The organism is Nonomuraea turcica, from assembly GCF_030718205.1.
In the GTDB taxonomy this organism is placed as follows: domain Bacteria; phylum Actinomycetota; class Actinomycetes; order Streptosporangiales; family Streptosporangiaceae; genus Nonomuraea.
On sequence record NZ_JAUZQF010000003.1, the window covers coordinates 338630 to 358853 of the forward strand.

The 20224-nt window shown below is 71.0% G+C and carries 21 protein-coding genes; 12 read left to right on the plus strand and 9 right to left on the minus strand.

Annotation, left to right across the window (positions count from 1 at the left end; translation table 11 throughout):
• The first annotated feature begins 4 nt into the window (after positions 1-4).
• Together Q9G87_RS10365 and Q9G87_RS10370 are read left to right on the plus strand one after the other, a co-directional pair.
• Positions 5-430 carry a hypothetical protein gene (locus tag Q9G87_RS10365; RefSeq protein WP_305916038.1) on the plus strand — a complete coding sequence of 142 codons (426 nt, stop codon included), beginning with the start codon at positions 5-7 and terminating at the stop codon, positions 428-430.
• Complete coding sequence (locus tag Q9G87_RS10370; protein ID WP_305916039.1) at positions 427-747, plus strand: winged helix-turn-helix domain-containing protein; 321 nt, start codon at positions 427-429, stop codon at positions 745-747. Before Q9G87_RS10365 ends, Q9G87_RS10370 begins: the two co-directional genes overlap by 4 nt.
• On the opposite strand, the gene Q9G87_RS10375 is transcribed toward Q9G87_RS10370, so the two are convergent.
• On the minus strand, positions 725-3505 hold the full coding sequence (locus Q9G87_RS10375; protein WP_305916040.1) for an AfsR/SARP family transcriptional regulator: 2781 nt from the start codon (positions 3503-3505) through the stop codon (positions 725-727). The genes Q9G87_RS10370 and Q9G87_RS10375 overlap by 23 nt on opposite strands.
• Before the next feature lie 191 nt (positions 3506-3696).
• Positions 3697-4233, minus strand: a complete 537-nt coding sequence (locus tag Q9G87_RS10380) for a hypothetical protein (protein WP_305916041.1) — start codon at positions 4231-4233, stop codon at positions 3697-3699.
• Between the two features lie 245 nt (positions 4234-4478).
• Here Q9G87_RS10380 and Q9G87_RS10385 point away from each other — a divergent pair, with 245 nt between their 5' ends.
• Entirely contained in the window at positions 4479-5168 is a 690-nt protein-coding gene (locus tag Q9G87_RS10385) for a DUF4386 domain-containing protein (protein WP_305916042.1), read from the plus strand.
• Here Q9G87_RS10385 and Q9G87_RS10390 read toward each other — a convergent pair.
• The 6 genes from Q9G87_RS10390 to Q9G87_RS10415 form a co-directional block, all read right to left on the minus strand.
• Positions 5165-5566, minus strand: coding sequence for a hypothetical protein (locus tag Q9G87_RS10390; RefSeq protein ID WP_305916043.1), 402 nt, complete (start codon positions 5564-5566; stop codon positions 5165-5167). The genes Q9G87_RS10385 and Q9G87_RS10390 overlap by 4 nt on opposite strands.
• Positions 5567-5648: 82 nt before the next feature.
• Complete coding sequence (gene dmpG / locus Q9G87_RS10395) at positions 5649-6650, minus strand: 4-hydroxy-2-oxovalerate aldolase (protein WP_305916044.1); 1002 nt, start codon at positions 6648-6650, stop codon at positions 5649-5651.
• On the minus strand, positions 6647-7567 hold the full coding sequence (locus Q9G87_RS10400; protein WP_305916045.1) for an acetaldehyde dehydrogenase (acetylating): 921 nt from the start codon (positions 7565-7567) through the stop codon (positions 6647-6649). Before Q9G87_RS10400 ends, dmpG begins: the two co-directional genes overlap by 4 nt.
• Positions 7564-8325 (minus strand): 2-keto-4-pentenoate hydratase, encoded by a 762-nt coding sequence (locus Q9G87_RS10405; RefSeq protein ID WP_305916046.1) that lies wholly within the window; start codon positions 8323-8325, stop codon positions 7564-7566. Before Q9G87_RS10405 ends, Q9G87_RS10400 begins: the two co-directional genes overlap by 4 nt.
• Entirely contained in the window at positions 8322-9263 is a 942-nt protein-coding gene (locus Q9G87_RS10410) for a 3-carboxyethylcatechol 2,3-dioxygenase (RefSeq protein WP_305916047.1), read from the minus strand. The genes Q9G87_RS10405 and Q9G87_RS10410 overlap by 4 nt, the downstream gene beginning before the upstream one ends.
• Positions 9260-10237, minus strand: coding sequence for a zinc-binding dehydrogenase (locus tag Q9G87_RS10415; RefSeq protein ID WP_305916048.1), 978 nt, complete (start codon positions 10235-10237; stop codon positions 9260-9262). Before Q9G87_RS10415 ends, Q9G87_RS10410 begins: the two co-directional genes overlap by 4 nt.
• Positions 10238-10338: 101 nt before the next feature.
• On the opposite strand from Q9G87_RS10415, the gene Q9G87_RS10420 reads away from it, so the two are divergent.
• From Q9G87_RS10420 to Q9G87_RS10460, 9 genes are all read left to right on the plus strand, one after another.
• Positions 10339-11661, plus strand: a complete 1323-nt coding sequence (locus tag Q9G87_RS10420; protein ID WP_305916049.1) for an aromatic ring-hydroxylating dioxygenase subunit alpha — start codon at positions 10339-10341, stop codon at positions 11659-11661.
• The gene (locus tag Q9G87_RS10425) at positions 11658-11993 is read left to right on the plus strand and encodes a non-heme iron oxygenase ferredoxin subunit (RefSeq protein ID WP_305916050.1); all 336 of its coding nucleotides are present in this window, start codon (positions 11658-11660) and stop codon (positions 11991-11993) included. Before Q9G87_RS10420 ends, Q9G87_RS10425 begins: the two co-directional genes overlap by 4 nt.
• Positions 11990-13231, plus strand: a complete 1242-nt coding sequence (locus tag Q9G87_RS10430; RefSeq protein WP_305916051.1) for an NAD(P)/FAD-dependent oxidoreductase — start codon at positions 11990-11992, stop codon at positions 13229-13231. Before Q9G87_RS10425 ends, Q9G87_RS10430 begins: the two co-directional genes overlap by 4 nt.
• Positions 13232-13291: 60 nt before the next feature.
• Complete coding sequence (locus Q9G87_RS10435) at positions 13292-13855, plus strand: 3-phenylpropionate/cinnamic acid dioxygenase subunit beta (protein ID WP_305916052.1); 564 nt, start codon at positions 13292-13294, stop codon at positions 13853-13855.
• 11 nt (positions 13856-13866) lie between these two features.
• Positions 13867-14700 (plus strand): alpha/beta fold hydrolase, encoded by an 834-nt coding sequence (locus tag Q9G87_RS10440; protein WP_305916053.1) that lies wholly within the window; start codon positions 13867-13869, stop codon positions 14698-14700.
• Positions 14697-15521, plus strand: a complete 825-nt coding sequence (locus tag Q9G87_RS10445) for an SDR family NAD(P)-dependent oxidoreductase (RefSeq protein WP_305916054.1) — start codon at positions 14697-14699, stop codon at positions 15519-15521. The genes Q9G87_RS10440 and Q9G87_RS10445 overlap by 4 nt, the downstream gene beginning before the upstream one ends.
• 10 nt (positions 15522-15531) lie before the next feature.
• Positions 15532-17109: an AMP-binding protein gene (locus tag Q9G87_RS10450; RefSeq protein WP_305916055.1), complete on the plus strand. Its 1578-nt coding sequence runs from the start codon at positions 15532-15534 to the stop codon at positions 17107-17109.
• 1 nt (position 17110) lies between these two features.
• Positions 17111-17488 (plus strand): hypothetical protein, encoded by a 378-nt coding sequence (locus Q9G87_RS10455; RefSeq protein WP_305916056.1) that lies wholly within the window; start codon positions 17111-17113, stop codon positions 17486-17488.
• 104 nt (positions 17489-17592) lie between these two features.
• Complete coding sequence (locus Q9G87_RS10460; protein ID WP_305916057.1) at positions 17593-18777, plus strand: MFS transporter; 1185 nt, start codon at positions 17593-17595, stop codon at positions 18775-18777.
• A gap of 3 nt (positions 18778-18780) precedes the next feature.
• Here Q9G87_RS10460 and Q9G87_RS10465 read toward each other — a convergent pair whose 3' ends face one another.
• The gene (locus tag Q9G87_RS10465; RefSeq protein WP_305916058.1) at positions 18781-20217 is read right to left on the minus strand and encodes an RICIN domain-containing protein; all 1437 of its coding nucleotides are present in this window, start codon (positions 20215-20217) and stop codon (positions 18781-18783) included.
• Positions 20218-20224 lie beyond the last annotated feature (7 nt).

Below are 20224 nucleotides of genomic sequence, written 5' to 3' on the forward strand. Positions count from 1 at the left end.
GACCATGGATAGAGAACAGGCGGCGCACGCGCTGTCCGATGCCGGAGCCGCGGGCTCCCGGCTCCGCGCCAAAGCGCGGCTGCACGCCGCCGTCTCCTTCGTGCTCGGGCTGGCCGCGGTGGCGATCCTGCTGGTCTTCGGCGTGCTCGTGCCGCCTCCGGCCAGCTACGCGATCATGGGGGTGGGGCTGCTGCCGCTGATCGCGCTCGGCATCTACACCGGCTCGCGGCCCGTGGTGCCGCGCCACTACGCCGCCCTCTACCAGATCTGCGGCGCGGCGGGGGCGGGCATCTACTCGGTGGTCGTGGTCGTCGGCGCCGCGGTCTTCCCCGGATCCCTGGCGTGGTGGTTGCCCGGCGCGCTGCTCACCGCCGTGCCCTTCTTCGCGGTCGGATATCTCGATCTCAAGGCGGCAAGAGGCAGGCCGTGAAGCACCCGCGCAAGGAACTCGACGAGACCATTCACGCGCCGGTCCGGTTCTCGATCGTGGCCGCGCTCGCGGCAGTGGACCAGGCCGACTTCAGGTCCCTGCGCGACGCCATCGAGATCAGCGACTCCGCACTGTCGAAACAGATCTCCACGCTGGAGGCGGCCGGCTACGTCAAGGTACGCAAGACGTTCGTCGGCAAGCGCCCCCGCAGCTACCTGTCGCTCACCCCCGGTGGCAGGGCCGCTTTCGAACGGCACCTGCGCGCGCTGCAGGAGATCGCCGGCAGTGCGGTCGTCACGAAGACGGAGGGGGACTAGCCGGCGTGGCCGCCAGGAAGGCCCTGGCCGTCCTGGTACGGGCCACCACCCGCCCGAGCCCCGAGCTCAGCGCCATTTCCTCCGCGCACGCCAGGGTCTGCTGGGCGGCCTCGGGATCGCCCAGCAGGATCCGGGTGGTGCCGAGGTCGAGGAGGATCTGTGACTGCATCACCCGGTCGTCGAGGTGCCTGGCGATGTCCAGGGCGTGCTCGAACTCCAGGTTCGCCTTCTCCAGCGTGCCCGTCCTGACCGCGTGCTTGGCCAGGCCCCGCCGGATCTGGGCTTCGCTTCGCAGGCTGCCGCCCTCACTGCACAGCTCGAGCGCACGGCCGAGGCAGACCTGCGCCTCCTCCTGCTCGCCGGTCCTGTGGAACACCATGGCCAGCCCGCCGAGCGCGTCGGCCTCCGCCACCGGGTCGCCGCTCTCCCGCAGCAGGCTCGCCGCCTCCTCGTAGGCGTCGCGGGCCATGGCGAGGTCCTCGTGGAGCTGGTGGAGGTCGCCCCCTAACCGCAGGGCGAGCCCCTTGCCGTGGCGGTCGTCCAGTTTCCCGAAGAGCTCCAGCGCGCGGTCGGCGTGGTCGCCCGCGCTGACGTAGTCGCCGACCAGCAGCGCACGCTGGCCGAGCGAGTACAGCAACGCCGCCTCGCCCCTGATGTTGCCGGCCTGCCGTACGCAATCGAGGGCGAGCTGGTGGGACTCCAGCCACCGGGCGAAGTGCGGGCCGGTCTCGAGCAGCGCCAGCGGGGCGATCGCCAGCTCCCAGCAGGTCTCCGCCAGGCCGGTGGCCGCGGCTCGCCGTACGCCGGTCATAAGCTCGTCGAGATGGTCGGCCAGCCAGGTGGGACCGGGTTCGGCGTCGCCCGCGGGGTGACGCGGAGCCGTGCCGCGGGGAATGGCGTGGTCTCTGCCGCGAAGCAGAGCGTGGGCGGCGTCGGCGAGGGTCAGCCACGTGCCGAGCGCCCGCTCGACCGCGGCGCGGCGCACAGGCTCGGCGTCCTCCGCGGCGGCCCGCTCGGCGGTGAAGGCGAGCAGCAGTTCGGGGCAGCGGTAGCGGAAGCCACCGCCTTCCGCCGGGCCCTCGGGGACCAGGAAGTGCGCCTCCGCCAGCTCCGCCAGCAGATTGTCCGCCGTGTCCACGGGTAGACCGGCGAGCGCGGCGGCCACGGACGAGGAGATCTCCGGCACGCCGTAGCAGCCGATGGCCCGCGCCAGCGCACGCAACCTGGGCGAGAGGGCGGCGTAGCCGTGCCGCAGCGTGGGCCGTACGGACTGACCGTCGTGCCGCAGCGTGTCCAGGATGGCCAAAGGGTCGGCGAGCCGGTCGGCCAGGTGCTTGAGCGGCCAGTGGGGGCGCGCGGCGAGCTTGGCGGCGGCGATGGTCAGCGCCACGGGCAGGCCCGCGCACAGCTCGACGATCCGGTCGGCCGCCTCCCGCTCGGCCGCCAGCCGCTCCTCGCCGACCGTCGCGGCCAGCAGCCTCCTCGCGTCCGCACCGGTGAGCGCGGGCACGGTCACCCTGTGCGCGTCCCGCAGCAGGGCCAGCGCCGAGCGGCTGGTCACCACGACCGCGCTGCCCGCGCTGCCCGGCCGGAACGGCAGGACCATCCCCGGGTCCGCCGCGCCGTCCAGCACGATCAGCACCCGGCGGACGGCAAGCGCGCTGCGCAGCGCCACCGACCGGGCGGTGACGCCGTCGGGGATCTCGCGCACACCGAGCGCGGACAGGAACCCCTTCAGCGTCTCGCCGGGGTCGCCCGAGCCGTCGGCGTAGAGCTGCCCGTCGGGGAAGTCTCCGGCCACCCGGTGCGCGGCCTCCAGCGCGAGCGCCGTCTTGCCGATCCCGCCGGGTCCGGCCATCACCAGCAGCCCCACGCCGCCGCGCAGGGCGGACACGGCCTCCGCCAGCTCGCCGTCGCGGCCGACCAGCGCACCCGGGCGCGGTGGGAGCTGACGAGGCACGGTGGTCGGCCGCGCGGCGGGCTCGTCGTGGCGTGGCCCGTTGACCCCGGAAAGCCGCTGCCGGCCGAGCCCGGGATCCTGGCGCAGCACGCGTAGCCGTAGCTTGCGCAGCTCGGGGTCGGGGTCGGTGCCCAGTTCGTCGCGCAGCAGCCGCTCCAGGCCGGCGAACACAGCCAGCGCTTCGCTGCCCCGCTGCGCCCGATACAGCGCGAGCATGAGCTGGGCGTAGAAGCGCTCGCGCATGGGGTGCGCGTCGGTCAGGTCACGCAGCTCGGCGATCAGCTCGCGGTGCCTGCCGAGCGCGAGGTCGGCGTCGATGCGCTCTTCCATCGCGCTCAGCCGCCGCTCGTTCCAGGCGGACGCGGCCGTCAGCGAGGCCGTGCTGTCGAGCCCGGCCAGCGCGGGCGCCCGCCACAGAGCCAGCGCCGCTCGAAGCGTCCTGGCTCCCTCGGCGTGGTCGCCCGCCCGCGCGGCGGCCCGCCCCCGGTCGCACAGCCGCGTGAAGACGAACGCGTCGATCGCCTCCTCGTCGGCGTCGAGCGTGTAGACGTTGTCGTGCACCTCGATGGTGACGCCATGCCGGCGTAGCTCGCCCACACCGCGATGGACCTGGTTGCGTGCGCTCTTGCCGGGCGCGTCGCCGTAGATGACGTCGATGAGCCGGTCGACGGACGCGGAGAAGGACGGGCTCAGGATCAGGTGCGCGAGAACGGCACGCGAACGGCGGGTGGTCAGGCGGATCTCTTGGTCATGCTGCCAGATGACGGGTGGACCGAGAATGCCGAAGCGCAACGACACACTGCCCCCTCTTGTGTCGCCCGTGACTGCGTTGAGTTGTTGCGGCAAGATCGCCCAATACTGTGGGAGTGTTCTGGACCGTACCCGCTTTTGTGGGCAATGGTAGCTCTCCGTGGCCGATCTTCTGGCTTTTGCTCATTCTGCTGCCGTCCACTTGAGATCCACTTACATGCGCCTGAAATGCCGCGTCGTTATTTCCGTGTGAGCCGCAGAATGGCGTGGTCGTCGGTGAGGTAGGGCAGTTCCAGCCGGATGCTGTTGATGCGGCCGGGTGAGTGCGGAGTCAGGGTGAGTTTGCCCTCGTCGCGGCAGCGGCCGTTGACGCAGGTGCCGCTGACGCTCACGCTCATTCCCTCGGCCCGCAGCCCGCCGGTGGAACCCAGGAGCGTGAGAACGGCCTCGTCCGCGTTGAGGGAGCTGATCGTGAGCCGCTGCAGGCCGAACCGCTCGTCGATGGTGAGGCGGTCGCCTGCCCGGATTTCGACCTCGCAGTCGGCGTCCTTGCAGGCAGCCAGATCGTTCCCATCGGCCGCCGTTTGCGGGCTGGCAGCCGGGGTGGGGGTGGATGGCGTCGGCGTCGGGGGCGCCGTCGGTGTCGCTGCCGTCGGTGTCGCCGCAGGGGCCGCCGTTGCCGCGGAGGGCGGCGCCGGCGGTGCGGCGGGTTGGTTGGCACAGGCAGTGAGCGTGATCAGCAGGGCGGCGGTGGTGAGCCGGGCGAGGGTCGGCATAAGGCTCCTCGGGTCAGGGCGGCGTGACGATGTGCCCCATCGGACGGTTTCGGCAAGCGGTCTTCTCCGTGCAGAGATAACCGCCTGACGCCGTGTTCACACGGACGGTGACGGTCCGGTGTCGGCAAAAGGGTGACCGAGGGGATCGCGCTGCCGATGATGTAAAAGATTCTGGACATGACGTCAAAGATTCGTTACGTTGGGGGATGTCAAAAATGCTTTACATCGTCGAAGTGGGAGAGAGCATGACCGCGTCGGAAACAACCCCTCAGCCGATACGCCGGGCCGGCCTGATCGCGGGAATCGCGCTGCTGGCGATCGCCGTCGTGGCAGGCCTCGCCAACTTCGGCGTCCTGGAGACCCTCGTCACCGAAGGCGACGCGGAGCGGACCGTGCGGGACCTGCGCGAGGCGGAGGGCCTGTTCCGCTACGGCGTGACCGGCTTCCTCCTGGCCGCCCTTCTCGACGTGGTCGTGGCCTGGCCACTGCTGGTCTACTTCAAGCCGGTGAACGAAGGCGTCGCGACGCTCGCGGCCTGGTGCAGGGCGGTGTACGGGGGAGTGTTCATCGTTGCGATCGCCCAGCTCGCCGCGGTGCCGTCCCTCCTTGGCGCCACCGGCGTCTTACCCGCCGAGGTGCTGTCGAAGATCAACGCATTCGATGACATCTGGAAGGCCGGCCTCAGCCTCTTCGCGCTTCACCTGGCTCTCCTGGGATACCTGGCGTACAAGTCGCGCTATGTACCCAGGTGGGTGGGCGTCCTCCTCGTGATCGCGGGGCTCGGCTATCTCGTGGACAGCCTTGGCGTGCTCCTCGTGCCGGGCTATTCGCTCGACGTGGCCATGGTCACCTTCGTCGGGGAGCCCGTGCTCATGATCTGGCTGCTGGTCAAAGGGTGGAACGTCGCGCGGAGAGATGCGCGGGCGGGGGCCTAGCCGCCCTGGGTCATGATGGTCTTCTGCTTGGAGCACTCGCCGGTGGGGCGCTTGGAGGTGCCCCGGCAGACCTGCACCTTGATCTGCAGGACGCTGCCGTAGTTCTTGCGGAAGGTCCCGGTGCCGGGCGTGCAGTTGTAGAAGCCGTAGACCTTCCACCGGCCGTTGCGGGCGTCCTGGGCACGCAGCACGGCCCAGGCGCAACCCTTGCCGCGGGTGTCCTCCAGGTTGCCGTACACGACATAGCCGAACTGGCTGATGGCCACCTTGCCCCAGGCGCTGGCCATGCCGTCGGCGGAATGGACGGGGCGCCACTTCCAGATGGCGGGCGTGGCCGCGGCGGGGACGGCCACGCCCAGCGGGAGGATGGCGGCGGTGAGGAGGGTGAGCAGACGCATGAGGGGACTCCGGAATGACGCGTGAATCGGACACTCCTAGAGATAGGCCCCCATACTTGTGAGCGACTTGGAAGCCACGTGTTCAGGTCTTGAGCAGGTCGAGGGCGATGTCGACGATCATGTCCTCCTGGCCGCCGACCAGGCGGCGCCGGCCCACTTCGAGCAGGATGGTCCGTACGTCGATGCCGTACTGGCGGGAGGCGGCCTCGGCGTGGCGCAGGAAGCTGGAGTAGGCGCCGGCGTAGCCGAGGGTGAGGGTTTCGCGGTCGACCTGGACGGGGCGGTCCTGCAGCGGGCGGACGAGGTCGTCGGCGGCGTCCTGCAGGGCGAACAGGTCGCAGCCGTGGGTCCATGCGTTGAGGTTGGCGACGGCGATGAACGGCTCGATGGGGCAGTTGCCGGCGCCCGCGCCGTGCCCGGCCAGGGAGGCGTCCACGCGGGTGACGCCTTCCTCGACGGCGACGACGGAGTTGGCCACGGCGAGCGAGAGGTTCTGGTGGGCGTGGATGCCGAGCTGCGTGCCGGGGTCGAGGACGTCGCGGTAGGCGCGGATGCGTTCCCGGACGCCGTCCATGGTGAGGCGGCCGCCGGAGTCGGTGACGTACACGCAGTGGGCGCCGTACGACTCCATGAGTTTGGCCTGGCGCGCGAGTTCGGCGGGGGGTGCCATGTGGCTGAGCATGAGGAAGCCGGCGACGTCCATGCCGATCTCGCGGGCGGTGGTGATGTGCTGGGCGGCGACGTCGGCTTCGGTGCAGTGGGTGGCGATGCGGATGGAGCGCACGCCGAGGGAGTAGGCGTGCTTGAGCTCGGCGATGGTGCCGATGCCGGGCAGCAGCAGGGTGGTGAGCGTGGCCCGGCTCGCCGCCTCGGCGGCCGCCTCGATCCATTCCCAGTCGGTGTTGCTGCCGGGGCCGTAGTTGACGGAGGCGCCGGCCAGGCCGTCGCCGTGGGCGACCTCGATGGCGTCCACGCCGGCCGCGTCCAGGGCGGCGACGATGCGGCCCACATCGTGCGGGGTGATGCGGTGCCGTACGGCGTGCATGCCGTCCCTGAGGGTGACGTCCTGGATATAGAGAGTCATGCGGCGGCTCCTGCGTTGGCGATGCGTTCGGCGACGCGCAGGGCGGCCGAGGTCATGATGTCGAGGTTGCCGGCGTAGGCAGGCAGGTAGTGGGCGGCGCCCTCCACCTCCAGGAACACCGACACCCGGGTGGTCACCGGCTCGGGGGTGAGCGTGGTCACCGGCTCGTCGATGGGGGTGAACTGCACATCCTGCTTGAGCCGGTAGCCGGGGACGTACTTGGCCACCTCGGCGACCATCTCCTCGATGGACGCTCGGATGGCGTCGTGGCCGGCGTCGCCGATCAGGCAGAAGACGGTGTCGCGCATGATGAGCGGCGGGTCGGCGGGGTTGAGGACGATGATGGCCTTGCCGCGGGCGGCGCCGCCGACCGATGCGATGGCGGCGGCCGTGGTCTCGGTGAACTCGTCGATGTTGGCGCGGGTGCCGGGGCCGGCCGACTTGGCGGCGATGGAGGCGACGATCTCGGCGTAGGCGACGGGGGTGATGCGTGAGACGGCGTGCACGATCGGGATGGTGGCCTGACCGCCGCACGTCACCATGTTCACGTTGCGTGCGCCGAGGTGGGCGTCGAGGTTGACCGGCGGGACGACGAACGGGCCGAGGGCGGCCGGGGTGAGGTCGATGAGCGTCTTGCCGTAGGGCTCCAGCTTGGCGGCATTGGTGAGGTGGGCTTTGGCGGAGGTCGCGTCGAAGACGATGTCGATGCCGGCGAAGCCGTCCATGGCGATGAGGCCGTCCACGCCCTCGTGGGTGGTGGGGACCTTCAGGCGGCGGGCGCGGGCGAGGCCGTCGGAGTCGGGGTCGATGCCGACCATGGCGCCCATCTCCAGGATGCCGGAGAGGCGGAGCACTTTGATCATCAGGTCGGTGCCGATGTTGCCGGAGCCGATCACGGCCACCTTGGTCTTGTTCATGACGCGTCCTCGAAGGTCACGGCCACCGCCCCGAGTCCGGAAATTTCGGCTCGTACGGTGACACCGGGGGAGACGGGAACCATCGGTCCCAGGGCGCCGGAAAGGATCACCTGGCCTGCGCGCAGCGGGTCGCCGAAGTCCCGGGCGGTGCGGGCCAGCCACAGCAGCGCGTTCAACGGGTCGCCGAGGCAGGCGGCCCCGTTGCCTTCGGAAACGATCCGGCCGCCCGCGTCCATGCGCATCGTCGCCTCGACCGGTTCGAACGCGCTCAGCGGCAGCCGCTCCGAGCCCAGCACGTACAGGCCGCTGGAGGCGTTGTCGGCGACGGTGTCGGTGATCGTGATGTCCCAGTTCGCGATGCGGCTGTCCACGATCTCCAGCGCGGGGGTCGCGTAGTCCACCGCCGCCCGGACGGCCGCCAGGTCGAGGTCCTCGGAGAGGTCGCGGGCCAGGACGAAGGCGATCTCGGCCTCGACCTTCGGCTGCAGGAGGCGTTCCACGGCAGCGGTCCCGGACACTTCCATGTCGGCGAACAGCACGCCGAAGTCGGGCTGATCCACGCCGAGCTGCCGCTGCACGGCGGGGGAGGTGAGGCCGATCTTCCGGCCGGCGACAGTGCCGGCCCGGCGGGCGTTGAGTCGGCGTTGCACCTCGTAGGCGGCGGCGACGTCGGTGATGAGGTCGCGGACCGGCCGGCACGGCTTGCCGGTGAGAGCCGCGTCCGCCAGCCGGTCCACGGCCTCGTCTATGGCGGTCATCGCGCGGCCTCCGCCGTCGCGACCGCGAAGCCGGCGATCCATTCGGGGATCGCGCGGTAGAAGCGGGAGGTCATCCGGTACTTGCCGGTGGCGGCGAGCGAGGCGAACGCGGCGATCCACGTCCGCACCTCGTGGGCCGATCCGCCGCCCTGCTCTCCCATCCACTCCACGCTCCAGCCGTCCACGTCGGAAAGGCGGCCGCACGCGAGCGTGTCCAGGACCAGGTTGTCCCAGTTCGGGTTGATGGGGAGCATCGCTGTGGAGCCGGCGGCGTAGTCGCGGCCGGCCTGGATCACGCGCTGCTCACCGCGCGCACGCTGCTCGGGCGTGGGCGGGTGGCCCTCGATGAGGGCGTCGGCCACCCGCGGTGGGGCGCCGTCGAGCACCGGGACGGGCGGATCGTGGGAGAGCCCGCCGGAGCCGAGGAACAGCACCCGCCGGTTCAGCTCGGCGGCGGCCTCGCCGATCGCGGTGCCGAGGGCGCGGATGCGGCTGACCGGGCCGAGCGGAGTGGCCACCCCGTTGACGAAGACGGGCACGACAGGCACGTTCGCGATGCCGCCGAACAGTACCTCCAGCGGCTGCACGAACCCGTGGTCCACGGTCATCCGCGCCGAGATCGTGAGGTCGACGCCGCGATCGAGCACACCGCGCGCGATGGCGCGGGCGGCGCCGGCGTCCACCGACAGCGCTCCCGCGGCCGAGCCGAAGTCGCCGACCGCGCCGGCCTCGGTGGCCAGGCAGAAGGGCGGCATCTCCTTGTAGAAGAAGCCGTTGTAGTGGTCGGGGGCGTACAGCACGACGAGCTCGGGGTCGAACGCGCGGACGAAGGCCCGGGCCTCGTCCACGGCGGCGTCCACCGCCGCGATGACCTCGGGCGCCGGGTCGTTCTTGCCGATGAGCGGGGAGTGGGACAAGCCGACGGCTGCGGCTTTCATGAGGCGATCTCCTTAATGACGAGCTTGCCGGTGAGCCGCCCGTCGATCATGAGCTGGAAGCCCTTGTGGATCTCGTCGAGCGGCAGCGTGCGGTCGATCACCGGGCGCAGGCCCGTGGCGTCCATCATCTTGAGCAGGGCGACGAGCTCGCCGCGGGTGCAGCCGGTGGAGCCGAGGATGCGCTGCTGCAGGTAGAAGATCCGGCCGAGGTCGGCGGGCGGGTTCGTGCCGCTGGTCGCGCCCGCGATGACGATCGTGCCGCCGGGACGCAGCGACTTCAGCGAATGCGACCAGGTCGCCTCGCCGACCGTCTCGATGACGACGTCCACGCGCTCGGGCAGCCGCTCGCCGGTCGGCACCGCGGCCCGGGCTCCCCAGGCCAGAGCCTGGATCCGCTTGTCCTCGCTGCGGCTGGTCGCGTACACGACGGCGCCGGCGGCGACGGCCAGTTTGATCGCGGCCGAGGCGACGCCGCCGCCCGCGCCCTGCACCAGCACCCGGTCGCCGGCGGTGATCCGCGCCTGGGTGAACAACATCCGGTACGCGGTCGTCCAGGCGACCGGCAGGCACGCGGCCTCGTCGAACGACAACCACGACGGCTTGGGGATCAGGTTGCGGGCGGGCACCGTCAGGTACTCGGCGAAGGCGCCGTCATGCCGCTCGGACAGCAGGGCCCGGTTCGGGTCGAGGGTCTCGTCGCCCCGGCCGGCGTCCGGGTCGGCGATGACCGGGTGCACGATGACCTCGTTGCCGTCCTCGTCGTACCCGGCGGCGTCGCAGCCGAGGACGATCGGCAGCCGGTCGGGCGGGTGGCCGACGCCGCGCAGCGTCCACAGGTCATGCATGTTGAGCGAGGACGAGACGACCCGGACGATCGACCAGCCGGGCCGGGGTTCGGGCCTGGGTACGTCGCCCAGGACGAGCCCGCCCAGCGGGTCGGTCGCGCTCTGGGAGACGGCGGTGGCGGCAAGCATGCCCCCACGCTGTCCGACGGTCATCGCCGGGGAACAGCGCGTGTGCCGCCGTACGGAACAAGGGTTGGAAAGCGGCGGGTCCGTGGCTGTTATCTGGGCCCATGACCATCGAACCCCCGCGCGGGGCCCTGCGACGCCCGGGCGAGCTGGCGCGGACCATCGACGTCTCCGGGCTCGTCGATGCCGAGGGCGGGCTGGTGGATCGTGCCATCTTCACCGACCAGCAGATCTACCGTCAGGAGCTGCGCCGCGTGTTCGCGCCGAGCTGGCTGTTCCTCGCGCACGCCGACCAGTTCCACAAGCCCGGCGACTTCTTCACCACCTCCATGGGCGAGGACCCGGTCATCGTCACCCTCGACCGCAACCGGCGCGTCCGCGCCTACCTCAACTCCTGCCGCCACCGCGGCGCCCGCGTCTGCCGCGCCGACTACGGCGCCACGCGCAACTTCACCTGCACCTACCACGGCTGGTCGTACGACCTCGAAGGCAAGCTGGTCAGCGTGCCGAACAAGGCGGGCTACCCCGAGTCGTTCGAGACGGGCGAATGGGGCCTGGTCGAGGTGCCTCACGTCGAGAACTACCGTGGCCTGATCTTCGGCACCTGGAACCCGGACCCGGTGCCGCTGCGCGAGTCGCTCGGCGATATGGCCTGGTACATGGACGCGATGCTCGACCACGACGACGAGGGCACGGTGGTCGTGGGCGGCGTGCACAAGTGGGTGCTCGAGGGCAACTGGAAGCTGGCGGCCGAGCAGTTCGCCACCGACTGGTACCACGTCAACATGAGCCACGCCTCGGCGCTCATGCTGCTCTCGCCCACCGGCAAGGGCCCCAAGGACGAGATCGTGCACCGTTCCGGCCGCCAGTACGCCGGCCGGAACGGTCACGGCGCCGGCTTCCCGGTGCACCCGAAGAACCGCTTCGACGCGAGAACCGTCCACCAATGGACCGACTATCAAGCGCTGCGCGAACGGCTCGGCGACGCCCGCGTCGAGGGCCCGCTGACCAACGGGCACGCCACCGTCTTCCCCAACTTCTCCTACCTGCCGGTCAACGGCTCCATCCGGATCTGGCACCCCAAGGGCCCGGACCGGATGGAGGTGTGGGCCTGGACGATCGTCGACAAGTCCATGCCGCACGAGGTCCGCGAGGCGCAACGCCTGTACAACCTGCGCACGTTCGGCCCGAGCGGCATCTTCGAGCAGGACGACGGCGAGAACTGGAGCGAGGTGCAGGCCGTCTCGCACGGGTTCATCACCAACAACGTGCCGCTCAACTACCAGATGGGCCTCGGCTCCGAACGCGAGGACGGCCGTCACCCCGGCACGACCAGCGAGCTCTACAGCGACGCCGCCGGCCGGGCCTTCTACGCGCGCTGGCGCGAGCTCATGAACACCCCGGCCTGGCACGAGGAGGACAAATGACTCAGGGAATCCGGGTCGCGGCGCTGGACGACATCCCCGAGGGCGAGGGCGTCGCCATCGACAAGTCGATCATCGGCACCGCCGACGACATCGCGCTGCTGCGCGACACCGACGGCAGCGTGTGGGCGCTCGACGACACCTGCACGCACGAGGACGCCTCGCTGGCCGACGGCTGGGTCGAGGACGGCTACGTCGAGTGCCCGCTGCACTCCAGCAAGTTCTGCCTGAAGAACGGCGAGGTTCAGGGCCTGCCCGCCACCAGGAGCACCTGCCCGCACCGGGTCGAGGTCCGCGACGGCGAGGTCTACCTCTTCCCGAACCAGGCGCCATGAGGATCGTGGTGGCCGGCGGCGGCGTCGCCGGCGTCAGCACGGTAGCGGCCCTGCGCGCGGGCGGCTTCGACGGCGATCTCACGCTGGTCGACGCGGGCGAGTTCCCGTACGACCGCCCGCCGCTGTCGAAGGAGTACCTGGCCGGATCGAGGGATCTCAAGCAGATCGCCCTGCAGCCCCCGCACTGGTACGACGAGCAGGGGGTACGGCTGATCAACGAGTGCACGGTCGCCGCCCTGCACCCGGCCGACGGCACGGTGGAACTGGCGGGCGGCCTGCTGCTGCGCGCCGACCGGGTGGTGCTGGCCACCGGCGGCGGCGCGGCCCGCCCCCCGATCCCCGGCGTGGGCAGCGACCGCGTGCACGTGCTGCGCACGGCGGAGGACGCCGACCGGCTGCGTGCCGTGCTGACCCCCGGCGCTCGGATCCTGGTCGTCGGCGCCGGGCTGATCGGCGCCGAGGTCGCCTCGACCGCCGTCGACCTGGGCGCCGACGTCGTCCTGGCCGACCCCGTGGCCACGCCGCTCGCCGCCGCTCTCGGCGAGGACCTCGCCGCCTGGCTGCACGGACTGCACGCGCGGCGCGGCATCACCACCGTGCGGGCCGGCGTCGCGTCCTTCGCCGAGACCACGGACGGCATCGAGGCGAGCTTCGCGGGCGGCGTCGAGCCGCGGACGTTCGACGTGGCCGGGCCCGGGGTGGTTGCGGAGCCGTCGCGGGTGTTCGACGCGGTCGTGCTCGGCGTCGGCATGACACCGCAGACCGCTCTCGCGGAGTCGGCCGGACTCGACGTGGATCGCGGTGTCCTCGTGGACGCCGGACAGATCACCTCGAACCCGGCCGTGCTCGCGGTGGGCGACGGCGCGCGGACCCGTCAAGGGCCGCGGGTCGAGCACTGGGAGGCGGCCCAGCACGACGGCGCCCGCGCGGCGGCCACCATCCTCGGCACCCGCGCCCCCGCGCCGACCGCGCCGTGGTTCTGGACGGACCGGCACGGCCGCCACGTCGAGGTCGCCGACCACATGGAGACGGCCGAAGAGGTCATCGTCCGCGGCTCGTTCGACGACCCGTCCTTCTCCGTCTTCGGCCTGCGGGACGGGCTGGTCGTCGCGGCCGCCGCGGTCGACGACTCCACCGCCGTGCGGGCTGCCCGCCGCATGATCGACCGCCGGGTCCCGGCCGACCCGGCGCGGCTGTCCGACCCGTCCGCGAGCCTGCGCACGCTGCTGCGCGGCTGACGTGCCACCCTGCGGCACACCCCGTTCCCCACCACCCTCCAGAAGGGATCGAATGACACCGTGAGCACCGCCACCGACGCGCGGGCCGGGCTGCGTGCCGACCGCGACACCCACTTCGAGGTCGAGCAGTTCTACTACGAGGAGGCCGACCTCCTCGACGCCGGCCGTTACGCCGACTGGCTGGACCTGCTCGCCGACGACCTCGACTACTGGATGCCCACCCGCACCAACCGGCTGCGCCGCCAGCAGGCGCTGTCGGTGGCCGTGCGCGGTGAGGCCGCCTACTACGACGAGAGCAAGGAGAGCCTGGCCTGGCGCATCCGCCGCTTCGACTCCGGCATGGCCTGGGCCGAGGACCCGCCCTCGCGCACCCGCCACCTGGTGACGAACGTGATGGTCCGGCACGCCGACCCCGCCCAGCACCCCGGTTTCACCACCGATGACCTGCACGTACGCTCGGCATTCCTGGTCTACCGCAACCGTTTGGAGCGCGAGGAGAGCGTCTTCGCCGGCAGCCGCACCGACGTGCTGCGCCGGGTCGGAGCCGGCTTCCAGGTCGCCCGCCGGGCCATCCTGCTCGACCAGAACATCCTTCTCGCGAAGAACATCTCGACCTTCTTCTGATGGGAGCCCCTGTGAAGCACCACAGCGTGACCACCACGCTCGGCGAGATCGCCGTCGCCGAGACCGGCGAGGGCCCCGTGCTGGTGATGCTGCACGGCGGCGGCCCCGGCGCCTCCGGCGTCAGCAACTATCACCAGAACCTCCCGGCGCTGGCCCGCCACTTCCGCGTCGTGCTGCCCGACCAGCCCGGTTTCGGCGGCAGCTACCGCCCCACCGAGGAAGACCTGGACAAGCGGTCCATCACCGAGATCACCGTGGACGCGCTGTTCCAGGCGCTCGACGCCCTCGGCATCGGCACCTTCCACCTGCTGGGCAACAGCCTGGGCGGCGCCGCCGCGATCGCGATGGCGCAGGAGCGCCCCGAGCGGGTCACCCGGCTGGTGCTGATGGCGCCCGGCGGCGGGTGGCTGCCGTCCGGGCCCACGCCCACCGAGGGGCAGAAGGAGATGTTCCGCTACTACAACGGCGGCGGTCCGAGCGAGAAGAAGATGGCCGCGTTCATCCGCACCATGGTCTTCGACCACCGCCAGTTCGGCGAGGACGTCGTCAAGAGCCGCTACGAGGCCTCACTCGACGAGAGCCACGTCGCCTTCTACCACCGCTACAACGCCGCCTTCGCCAAACGCGGCGGCATGGACCCGCTGTGGAAGGACCTGCACAAGATCAAGGCGCCGACGCTGTTGCTGTGGGGCCGCGACGACCGCACGATCACCCTCGACGGCGCCCAGCTCATGCTCAAGCAGATCCGCGACGTGCAGTTGCACGTGTTCGGGCGGTGCGGCCACTGGGTGCAACTGGAGCGGCAGCAAGAGTTCGAGAACCTCGTCACCGGGTTCCTGACATGAGCGGCTGGCTCAACGGGTACGCCACCCTGATCACCGGCGGCGGCTCCGGCATCGGCCGCGCTGTCGCCGAGCGTTTCCTCGCCGAGGGCGCGTGCGTGACCATCCTCGGCCGCGACCAAGCACAGCTCGACGAGGTCATCGGCACCGCGCCCGACCCGGCCAGGATGCACGCCGTCACCGCCGACGTCCGCGACTCCGAGGCGCTGCACGCCGCCGTCGCCGAGACGGTCGAGCGCTTCGGCAGGCTCGACACCCTCGTCGCGAACGCCGGCGTGTGGGACTACCAGCGCCAGCTCACCCGCCTGTCCGGCAAGGAGATCGACGCCGCCTTCGACGAGGTCTTCTCCATCAACGTCAAGGGCTACCTGCTGGCCGCCGAGGCCGCCTGGCCGGAGCTGGTCAAGACCCGCGGCAGCATCGTCATGACGCTGTCCAACGCGTCGTTCCACGTCAACGGCGGCGGTCCCCTCTACACCGCCAGCAAGCACGCCTGCCTCGGCCTCATGCGTGAGCTCGCCTACGAGCTCGCCCCCAAGGTCCGGGTGAACGGCGTCGCCTGCGGCGGCATGAACACCGACCTGCGCGGCCCCGAGACGCTGGCGCTCGGGGACCGCTCGATCGCGGCGTCGTTCGCCAAGAGAGGGGCCAGCCCGCCCATCCCGCTGCACGACTCCAGCACCGACCCGCGCGACTTCACCGCCCCGTACGTCCTGCTCGCGGCCCGGGAGCAGAGCGGTCCCATCACCGGACACGCGATCTCGGCCGACGGCGGCATCGGCGTCCGGGGTTTCGCCCGCGCCGCCGGCGGCGACCACCTCTGAGGAGCCGATCGTGACCCACCCCCCAATCCCTGGCACAGTCGACGTCAACCCCGCCTCGGCGGTCGCGCGGAACGCCCGCTACCGGGCGGACGTCGTCGCCGTCCGTTACCCGGGCGGCGACCTCACCTACGCCCAGCTCGACGACAAGGCGGCGCGGCTGGCGACCGTCCTGTCCGACGGCGGTGTCGCGGCCGGCGACCGCGTCGCCTACCTCGGACTCAACAGCGCCTCGTTCCTCGTCACCATGCTGGCCGTCTTCCGGATCGGCGCCATCTTCGTCCCGGTCAACTTCCGGCTCGCCGAACCGGAGCTGGAGCGGGTGCTCGACAAGAGCGGCGCCCGGACCATGGTCTGCGAGGAGGGGCACCGCCCGCACGTGGACCACGTCCGCGGCGGCACCGCGCTGACCCGGTTCCTCCTGGTGGACGACGACCCGGCGGTGCCCGCCACCTGCGGCGTCCCCGGGTGGGAGCCCTGGTCAGGACCGATGGCCACGGCGGCGCCGACGCCGACGGTGGTCCCCAGGACCTTCGACGAGCCGGCGATCCTGATGTTCACCTCCGGCACTACCGGGCTGCCCAAGGGAGTCATCCTCACCTACGGCAACGCCTGGTGGAACGCCGTCAACGTGGACTCCGTGCTCGACACCCGGCGCGGCGACGTCACGTACGCGGGCGCGCCGCTGTTCCACATCGGGGCGCTCAACAGTTTCGCGCTGCGCGCCCTCGTGCGCGGCGGCACCGTGCTCGTCCGCCGCGCTTTCAACCCGGTCGGGTTCCTCGACGACCTGGCCACGTACCGGATCAACTCGATGTTCGGCGTGGCCGCGATGTTCGCCGCGCTCAGCCGGGTCCCGGGCGTCTTCGACATGGATTTCACCCCGCTGCGCTCCATCGTGGTCGCCGGCGCGCCGGTGCCGCCCGCGCTCATCGAGCTGTACGCCGCGCACGGCGTGCTGCTGCAGCAGGCGTGGGGGCTGACCGAGACCGCGCCGTTCGCCACCCACCTGCCCGCCGAGCACACCCTGACGAAGGCCGGCTCTGCCGGCATCCCGATGCCGTACACCGAGGTACGCGTGGTCGACGCGCACACCAACCAGCCGCTGAAGCCGGGCGAGGCGGGCGAGCTCGTGGTCCGCGGCCCCAACGTCACCCCCGGCTACTGGGAGAACCCCGAGGCCACCGCCGCCGCATTCGACGAGGAGGGCTGGTTCCACTCCGGCGACATCGGCTACTTCGACGAGGACGGCTGCGTGTACATCGTCGACCGGCTCAAGGACATGATCATCAGCGGTGGTGAGAACGTCTACCCGGCCGAGGTGGAGCGAGTGCTGGCCACCATGCCGGGGGTCGTGGACGTGGCCGTCGTCGGCGCGCCCGACGAGCAGTGGGGCGAGACCGTCGTCGCGGTGGTGTCCCCGGCCGAGGGCGTGACCCTTACGCTGGACGACGTCCGGGAGTACGCCTCCGCGCACCTGGCCAGATACAAGCTGCCCAGGCTGCTCAAGCTCGTGCGGAACGTGCCGCGCAACGCCTCCGGCAAACTGGAGAAGATCGCCATCCGGCGCATGGTCGAGGAGGACGGCTGACATGATCACGGTGCCGCCCTTGCCCGACCTCGCCCCGGCCTTCCAGAGTGCGCGCGTCCGGCTGGCGCGCTGTGCCGCCGGGCGGCTCCGCGAGGCCTACCCCGTGGCCGCCCATGACCTGGAGCTGCAGGTCGACGAGGCCGGGACCGAGCTGCTCCGGGCGCTGGTCGACGCCGTGAGCGTGGCCGACCCGCGCTGCCGCCGCGTGGTGTACGCCGTCCCGGAAGGCGACCTGGCCCGGATCGCCGCCGCGGAGGCCGCCGGGTTCCGGTACGTCGTCGACGTGGACCTGGCCGACGCTCAGCTCAGCCTCCTGGTGGCCGAGCCCGCGTGGGTGACCAGGGCGGACATGGATCTCGGCCACGTGCCGGACAGCTGACCCCGGGCGTGGGCGGGCCTGCCGGCGGATCCTAGAGTGAGGTCGATGACATACGCATGCATGGATGACGGCGCCCTCTGATGGGGGGCGCGGCGACGGAGGCCGTGAAATCTCCGGTACGCAGCTGGGGCCCGGCGCTCAATCGCACGTTGATCGTCGTGTGTCAGAGCATGCAGGCCCTCTGCTTCGGCGGCGTCGCGTTGTTCCTCCCGCTCATCAGGCAGGACGTGGGGATCAGCCCGTCGCAGGCGGGGCTCCTGGCCGCGGCGGGCACGTTCACGTACGCGCTCATGCAGATCCCGTCCGGATACCTGTCCGACCGGTTCGACACCAAGCGGCTGTTCGTGGTGGGGCTGGTCGGCACCAACCTGCTGTCGATCACGTTCGCGTCATTGGACTCCTTCGGCTGGCTGGTCGTCAATCAGGCGGTCTCGGGCGTCTTCCGGGCGCTGGTGTTCGCGCCGGGGCTGCTGCTGATCAGCCGGCAGTTCCCGGCGGACCGCAGGGCCACGGCCATGGGGCTCTACGTCGCCGGCGGCTTCTCCTCCAACATCTTGCTCAATGCGCTCGGCCCGGTGCTGGTCGGCCCGCTGGGCTGGCGCTGGCTGATGATCCTGTTCGCCGCCAGCGGCCTGCTGGTGCTGCTGGCCTTCGCGAGGCTCGGTGACTCCGCCCCGCACAAGGCTGATGCGAAGCCACCGACCTGGGCGGATGCCCGCGAGATCCTGTCGCACCGGGCCGTGTGGCTGGCCGGCTTCATCCAGTTCGTCCGGCTCGCGGTGGTCACCGGGATCGGGTTCTGGCTGCCGAGCCTCATCGTGGAGGACAAGGGTTTCTCGCTCGGCGTGGCCGGTGCGGTCGTGGCCATCGGCGCGGCGGTCACGGCTCCGGCGAACTTCCTCGGCGGCTGGCTGTCCGACCGGCTCGGGCGGCCGCTGGCCGTGGTCGGCGTGTCCCTGGCCATGCTGGCCGTCACGATCTTCCTCATTCCGTTCGTGGACGCCCTGCCGGCGCTGATCGCGGTGATCGCGGTGAACTCGGTGTTCCTCCAGCTCTACTTCGGGCCGCTGTTCGCCGTGCCGTTGCAGCATGTCGGCACGGCGAACGCGGGCCTGGTCACCGGGTTCAGCAACTTCTGCGCCAACCTCGGGGGAGTGGCCTTCGCCTACGGGCTGGGCGCCTTCAAGGACGCGACCGGCTCCTTCGACGCCGGCCTGTGGGCCCTGTCCGGCATGTGCGCCGCGGGGCTCGTCGTCACCGGGTTGATCGCCCGCCTGCCCCGCCGATGAGGGTCAGGCGCCGATGGTGGCCTGCGGCCCCGCGTACGTCCTGAGCAGGGACGGCACGTTGGCGGCGGGGTCGAGGGTGTAGGAGTAGAACGAGCTCGGGGTGAAGGCCGAGCCGCCGGTCTCCTGCTGCCCGGAGGAGTTGACCACGATGCTGCCGGACTGACGCAACTGGGCGGCGTCGTCCTTGTAGTACGGGTCCTTGACCGTGTCGTAGTAGCTGTTCTCGATCACCATCTTGGTGGCGCCGCGCGCGTAGTTGCCGTAGCCGGTGACGTTCTGCAGGTAGTTGTTGTAGAGGTGCGCGTAGGCGACGTTGTCGGTGCTGGGGTTGCGCGAGTTGGTGCCCCGGAACCAGTTGTGGTGGATCGTCATCCGCGCCGTCACATTCTCCGTCCAGCCGATGCCGAAGGTCTTGTTGTTGTCGGCCAGGACGTTCCAGGACACGGTCAGGTAGCTGTTGTCCTTGCGGCTGTCGATCAGGCCGTCGTTCATGCGGGTGATGTGGTTGTGGTCGATCCAGATGTGGTGGGCGGTGTCCATCTGGATGCCGTCGTAGTCGTAGGTGTCGTCGCCGGGGTCGTCGTCGGCCATCCGGGTGTCGCGGATGGTCAGGTTCCTGATGATGACGTTGCTGACGCCGGCGCCGAGGAAGAAGCCGCCGTTGACGACGTGGCCGCTGGTGCCGACGCCGACGATGGTCTTGTTCGAGGCGACCCTGATCTCGGTGCCGTACGGCGTGACGGTGATCGGGCCGCCGACCCTGATGACGTAGGGGGCGCTGGCGGTGGCGTACCTGACCAGGTCGGCGTAGGTGGTGACGGTGACCGTGGCGCCGCCCGCGCCGCCCGTGGTGGTCGTCAGGCCGTTGCCGCTGGTGGCGGCGAAGCCGTCGGCGCTGTTGGACCAGGTGCGTCCGCCGGCCGAGCTGAACAACCATTGTTTGTTGGTGTTGGCGGTGCAGGTCTCCTGGATGATCGCGGCTCCTGAGGCGGTGGAGGCGCCCTGGTCGCTCATGCACAGGCCGCTGGCGACGCTGATGATCTGGTACGTGCCGGTGCCGGACGGGGTCAGGCGCCACTGCTGGTTGGGCTTGGTGCCGTCGCCGCATCCCCACTGCTGCAGGCGTACCCCTGAGGTGGTGGAACCGCTGGGGACGTCCACGCAGCGTCCGCTGTGGACGTTGACCAGGTTGTAGACGCCCGATCCCGCCGAGCGGAGAGTGAACTGCTGCCAGGCGGCGCCCGAGCACCCCCACTGCTGCAACAACGCGCCGTTGTCCAGCGAGCCGCTGACCACGTCCAGGCACATGCCGCTCTTGGTCACCTTGAGTTGATAGACGCCGCCTGCCACGGGTGTGTCCGCTTGGGCGGGTGCGGACACGACCCCCAGCGAGGTCAGGGCGGCGAGGACGGCTAATGCCGCGCGAGCGCGGATGTTCATGATCTCC

What these genes read in the sequence shown, in the direction of transcription:
- Q9G87_RS10365 (WP_305916038.1), top strand. Translation starts at nt 5, where the DNA reads ATGGATAGAGAACAGGCGGCGCACGCGCTGTCCGATGCCGGAGCCGCG.
- Q9G87_RS10380 (WP_305916041.1), bottom strand. Translation starts at nt 4,233, where the DNA reads ATGCCGACCCTCGCCCGGCTCACCACCGCCGCCCTGCTGATCACGCTC.
- Q9G87_RS10385 (WP_305916042.1), top strand. Translation starts at nt 4,479, where the DNA reads ATGACCGCGTCGGAAACAACCCCTCAGCCGATACGCCGGGCCGGCCTG.
- Q9G87_RS10390 (WP_305916043.1), bottom strand. Translation starts at nt 5,566, where the DNA reads ATGCGTCTGCTCACCCTCCTCACCGCCGCCATCCTCCCGCTGGGCGTG.
- dmpG (WP_305916044.1), bottom strand. Translation starts at nt 6,650, where the DNA reads ATGACTCTCTATATCCAGGACGTCACCCTCAGGGACGGCATGCACGCC.
- Q9G87_RS10400 (WP_305916045.1), bottom strand. Translation starts at nt 7,567, where the DNA reads ATGAACAAGACCAAGGTGGCCGTGATCGGCTCCGGCAACATCGGCACC.
- Q9G87_RS10405 (WP_305916046.1), bottom strand. Translation starts at nt 8,325, where the DNA reads ATGACCGCCATAGACGAGGCCGTGGACCGGCTGGCGGACGCGGCTCTC.
- Q9G87_RS10410 (WP_305916047.1), bottom strand. Translation starts at nt 9,263, where the DNA reads ATGAAAGCCGCAGCCGTCGGCTTGTCCCACTCCCCGCTCATCGGCAAG.
- Q9G87_RS10415 (WP_305916048.1), bottom strand. Translation starts at nt 10,237, where the DNA reads ATGCTTGCCGCCACCGCCGTCTCCCAGAGCGCGACCGACCCGCTGGGC.
- Q9G87_RS10420 (WP_305916049.1), top strand. Translation starts at nt 10,339, where the DNA reads ATGACCATCGAACCCCCGCGCGGGGCCCTGCGACGCCCGGGCGAGCTG.
- Q9G87_RS10425 (WP_305916050.1), top strand. Translation starts at nt 11,658, where the DNA reads ATGACTCAGGGAATCCGGGTCGCGGCGCTGGACGACATCCCCGAGGGC.
- Q9G87_RS10430 (WP_305916051.1), top strand. Translation starts at nt 11,990, where the DNA reads ATGAGGATCGTGGTGGCCGGCGGCGGCGTCGCCGGCGTCAGCACGGTA.
- Q9G87_RS10445 (WP_305916054.1), top strand. Translation starts at nt 14,697, where the DNA reads ATGAGCGGCTGGCTCAACGGGTACGCCACCCTGATCACCGGCGGCGGC.
- Q9G87_RS10455 (WP_305916056.1), top strand. Translation starts at nt 17,111, where the DNA reads ATGATCACGGTGCCGCCCTTGCCCGACCTCGCCCCGGCCTTCCAGAGT.
- Q9G87_RS10465 (WP_305916058.1), bottom strand. Translation starts at nt 20,217, where the DNA reads ATGAACATCCGCGCTCGCGCGGCATTAGCCGTCCTCGCCGCCCTGACC.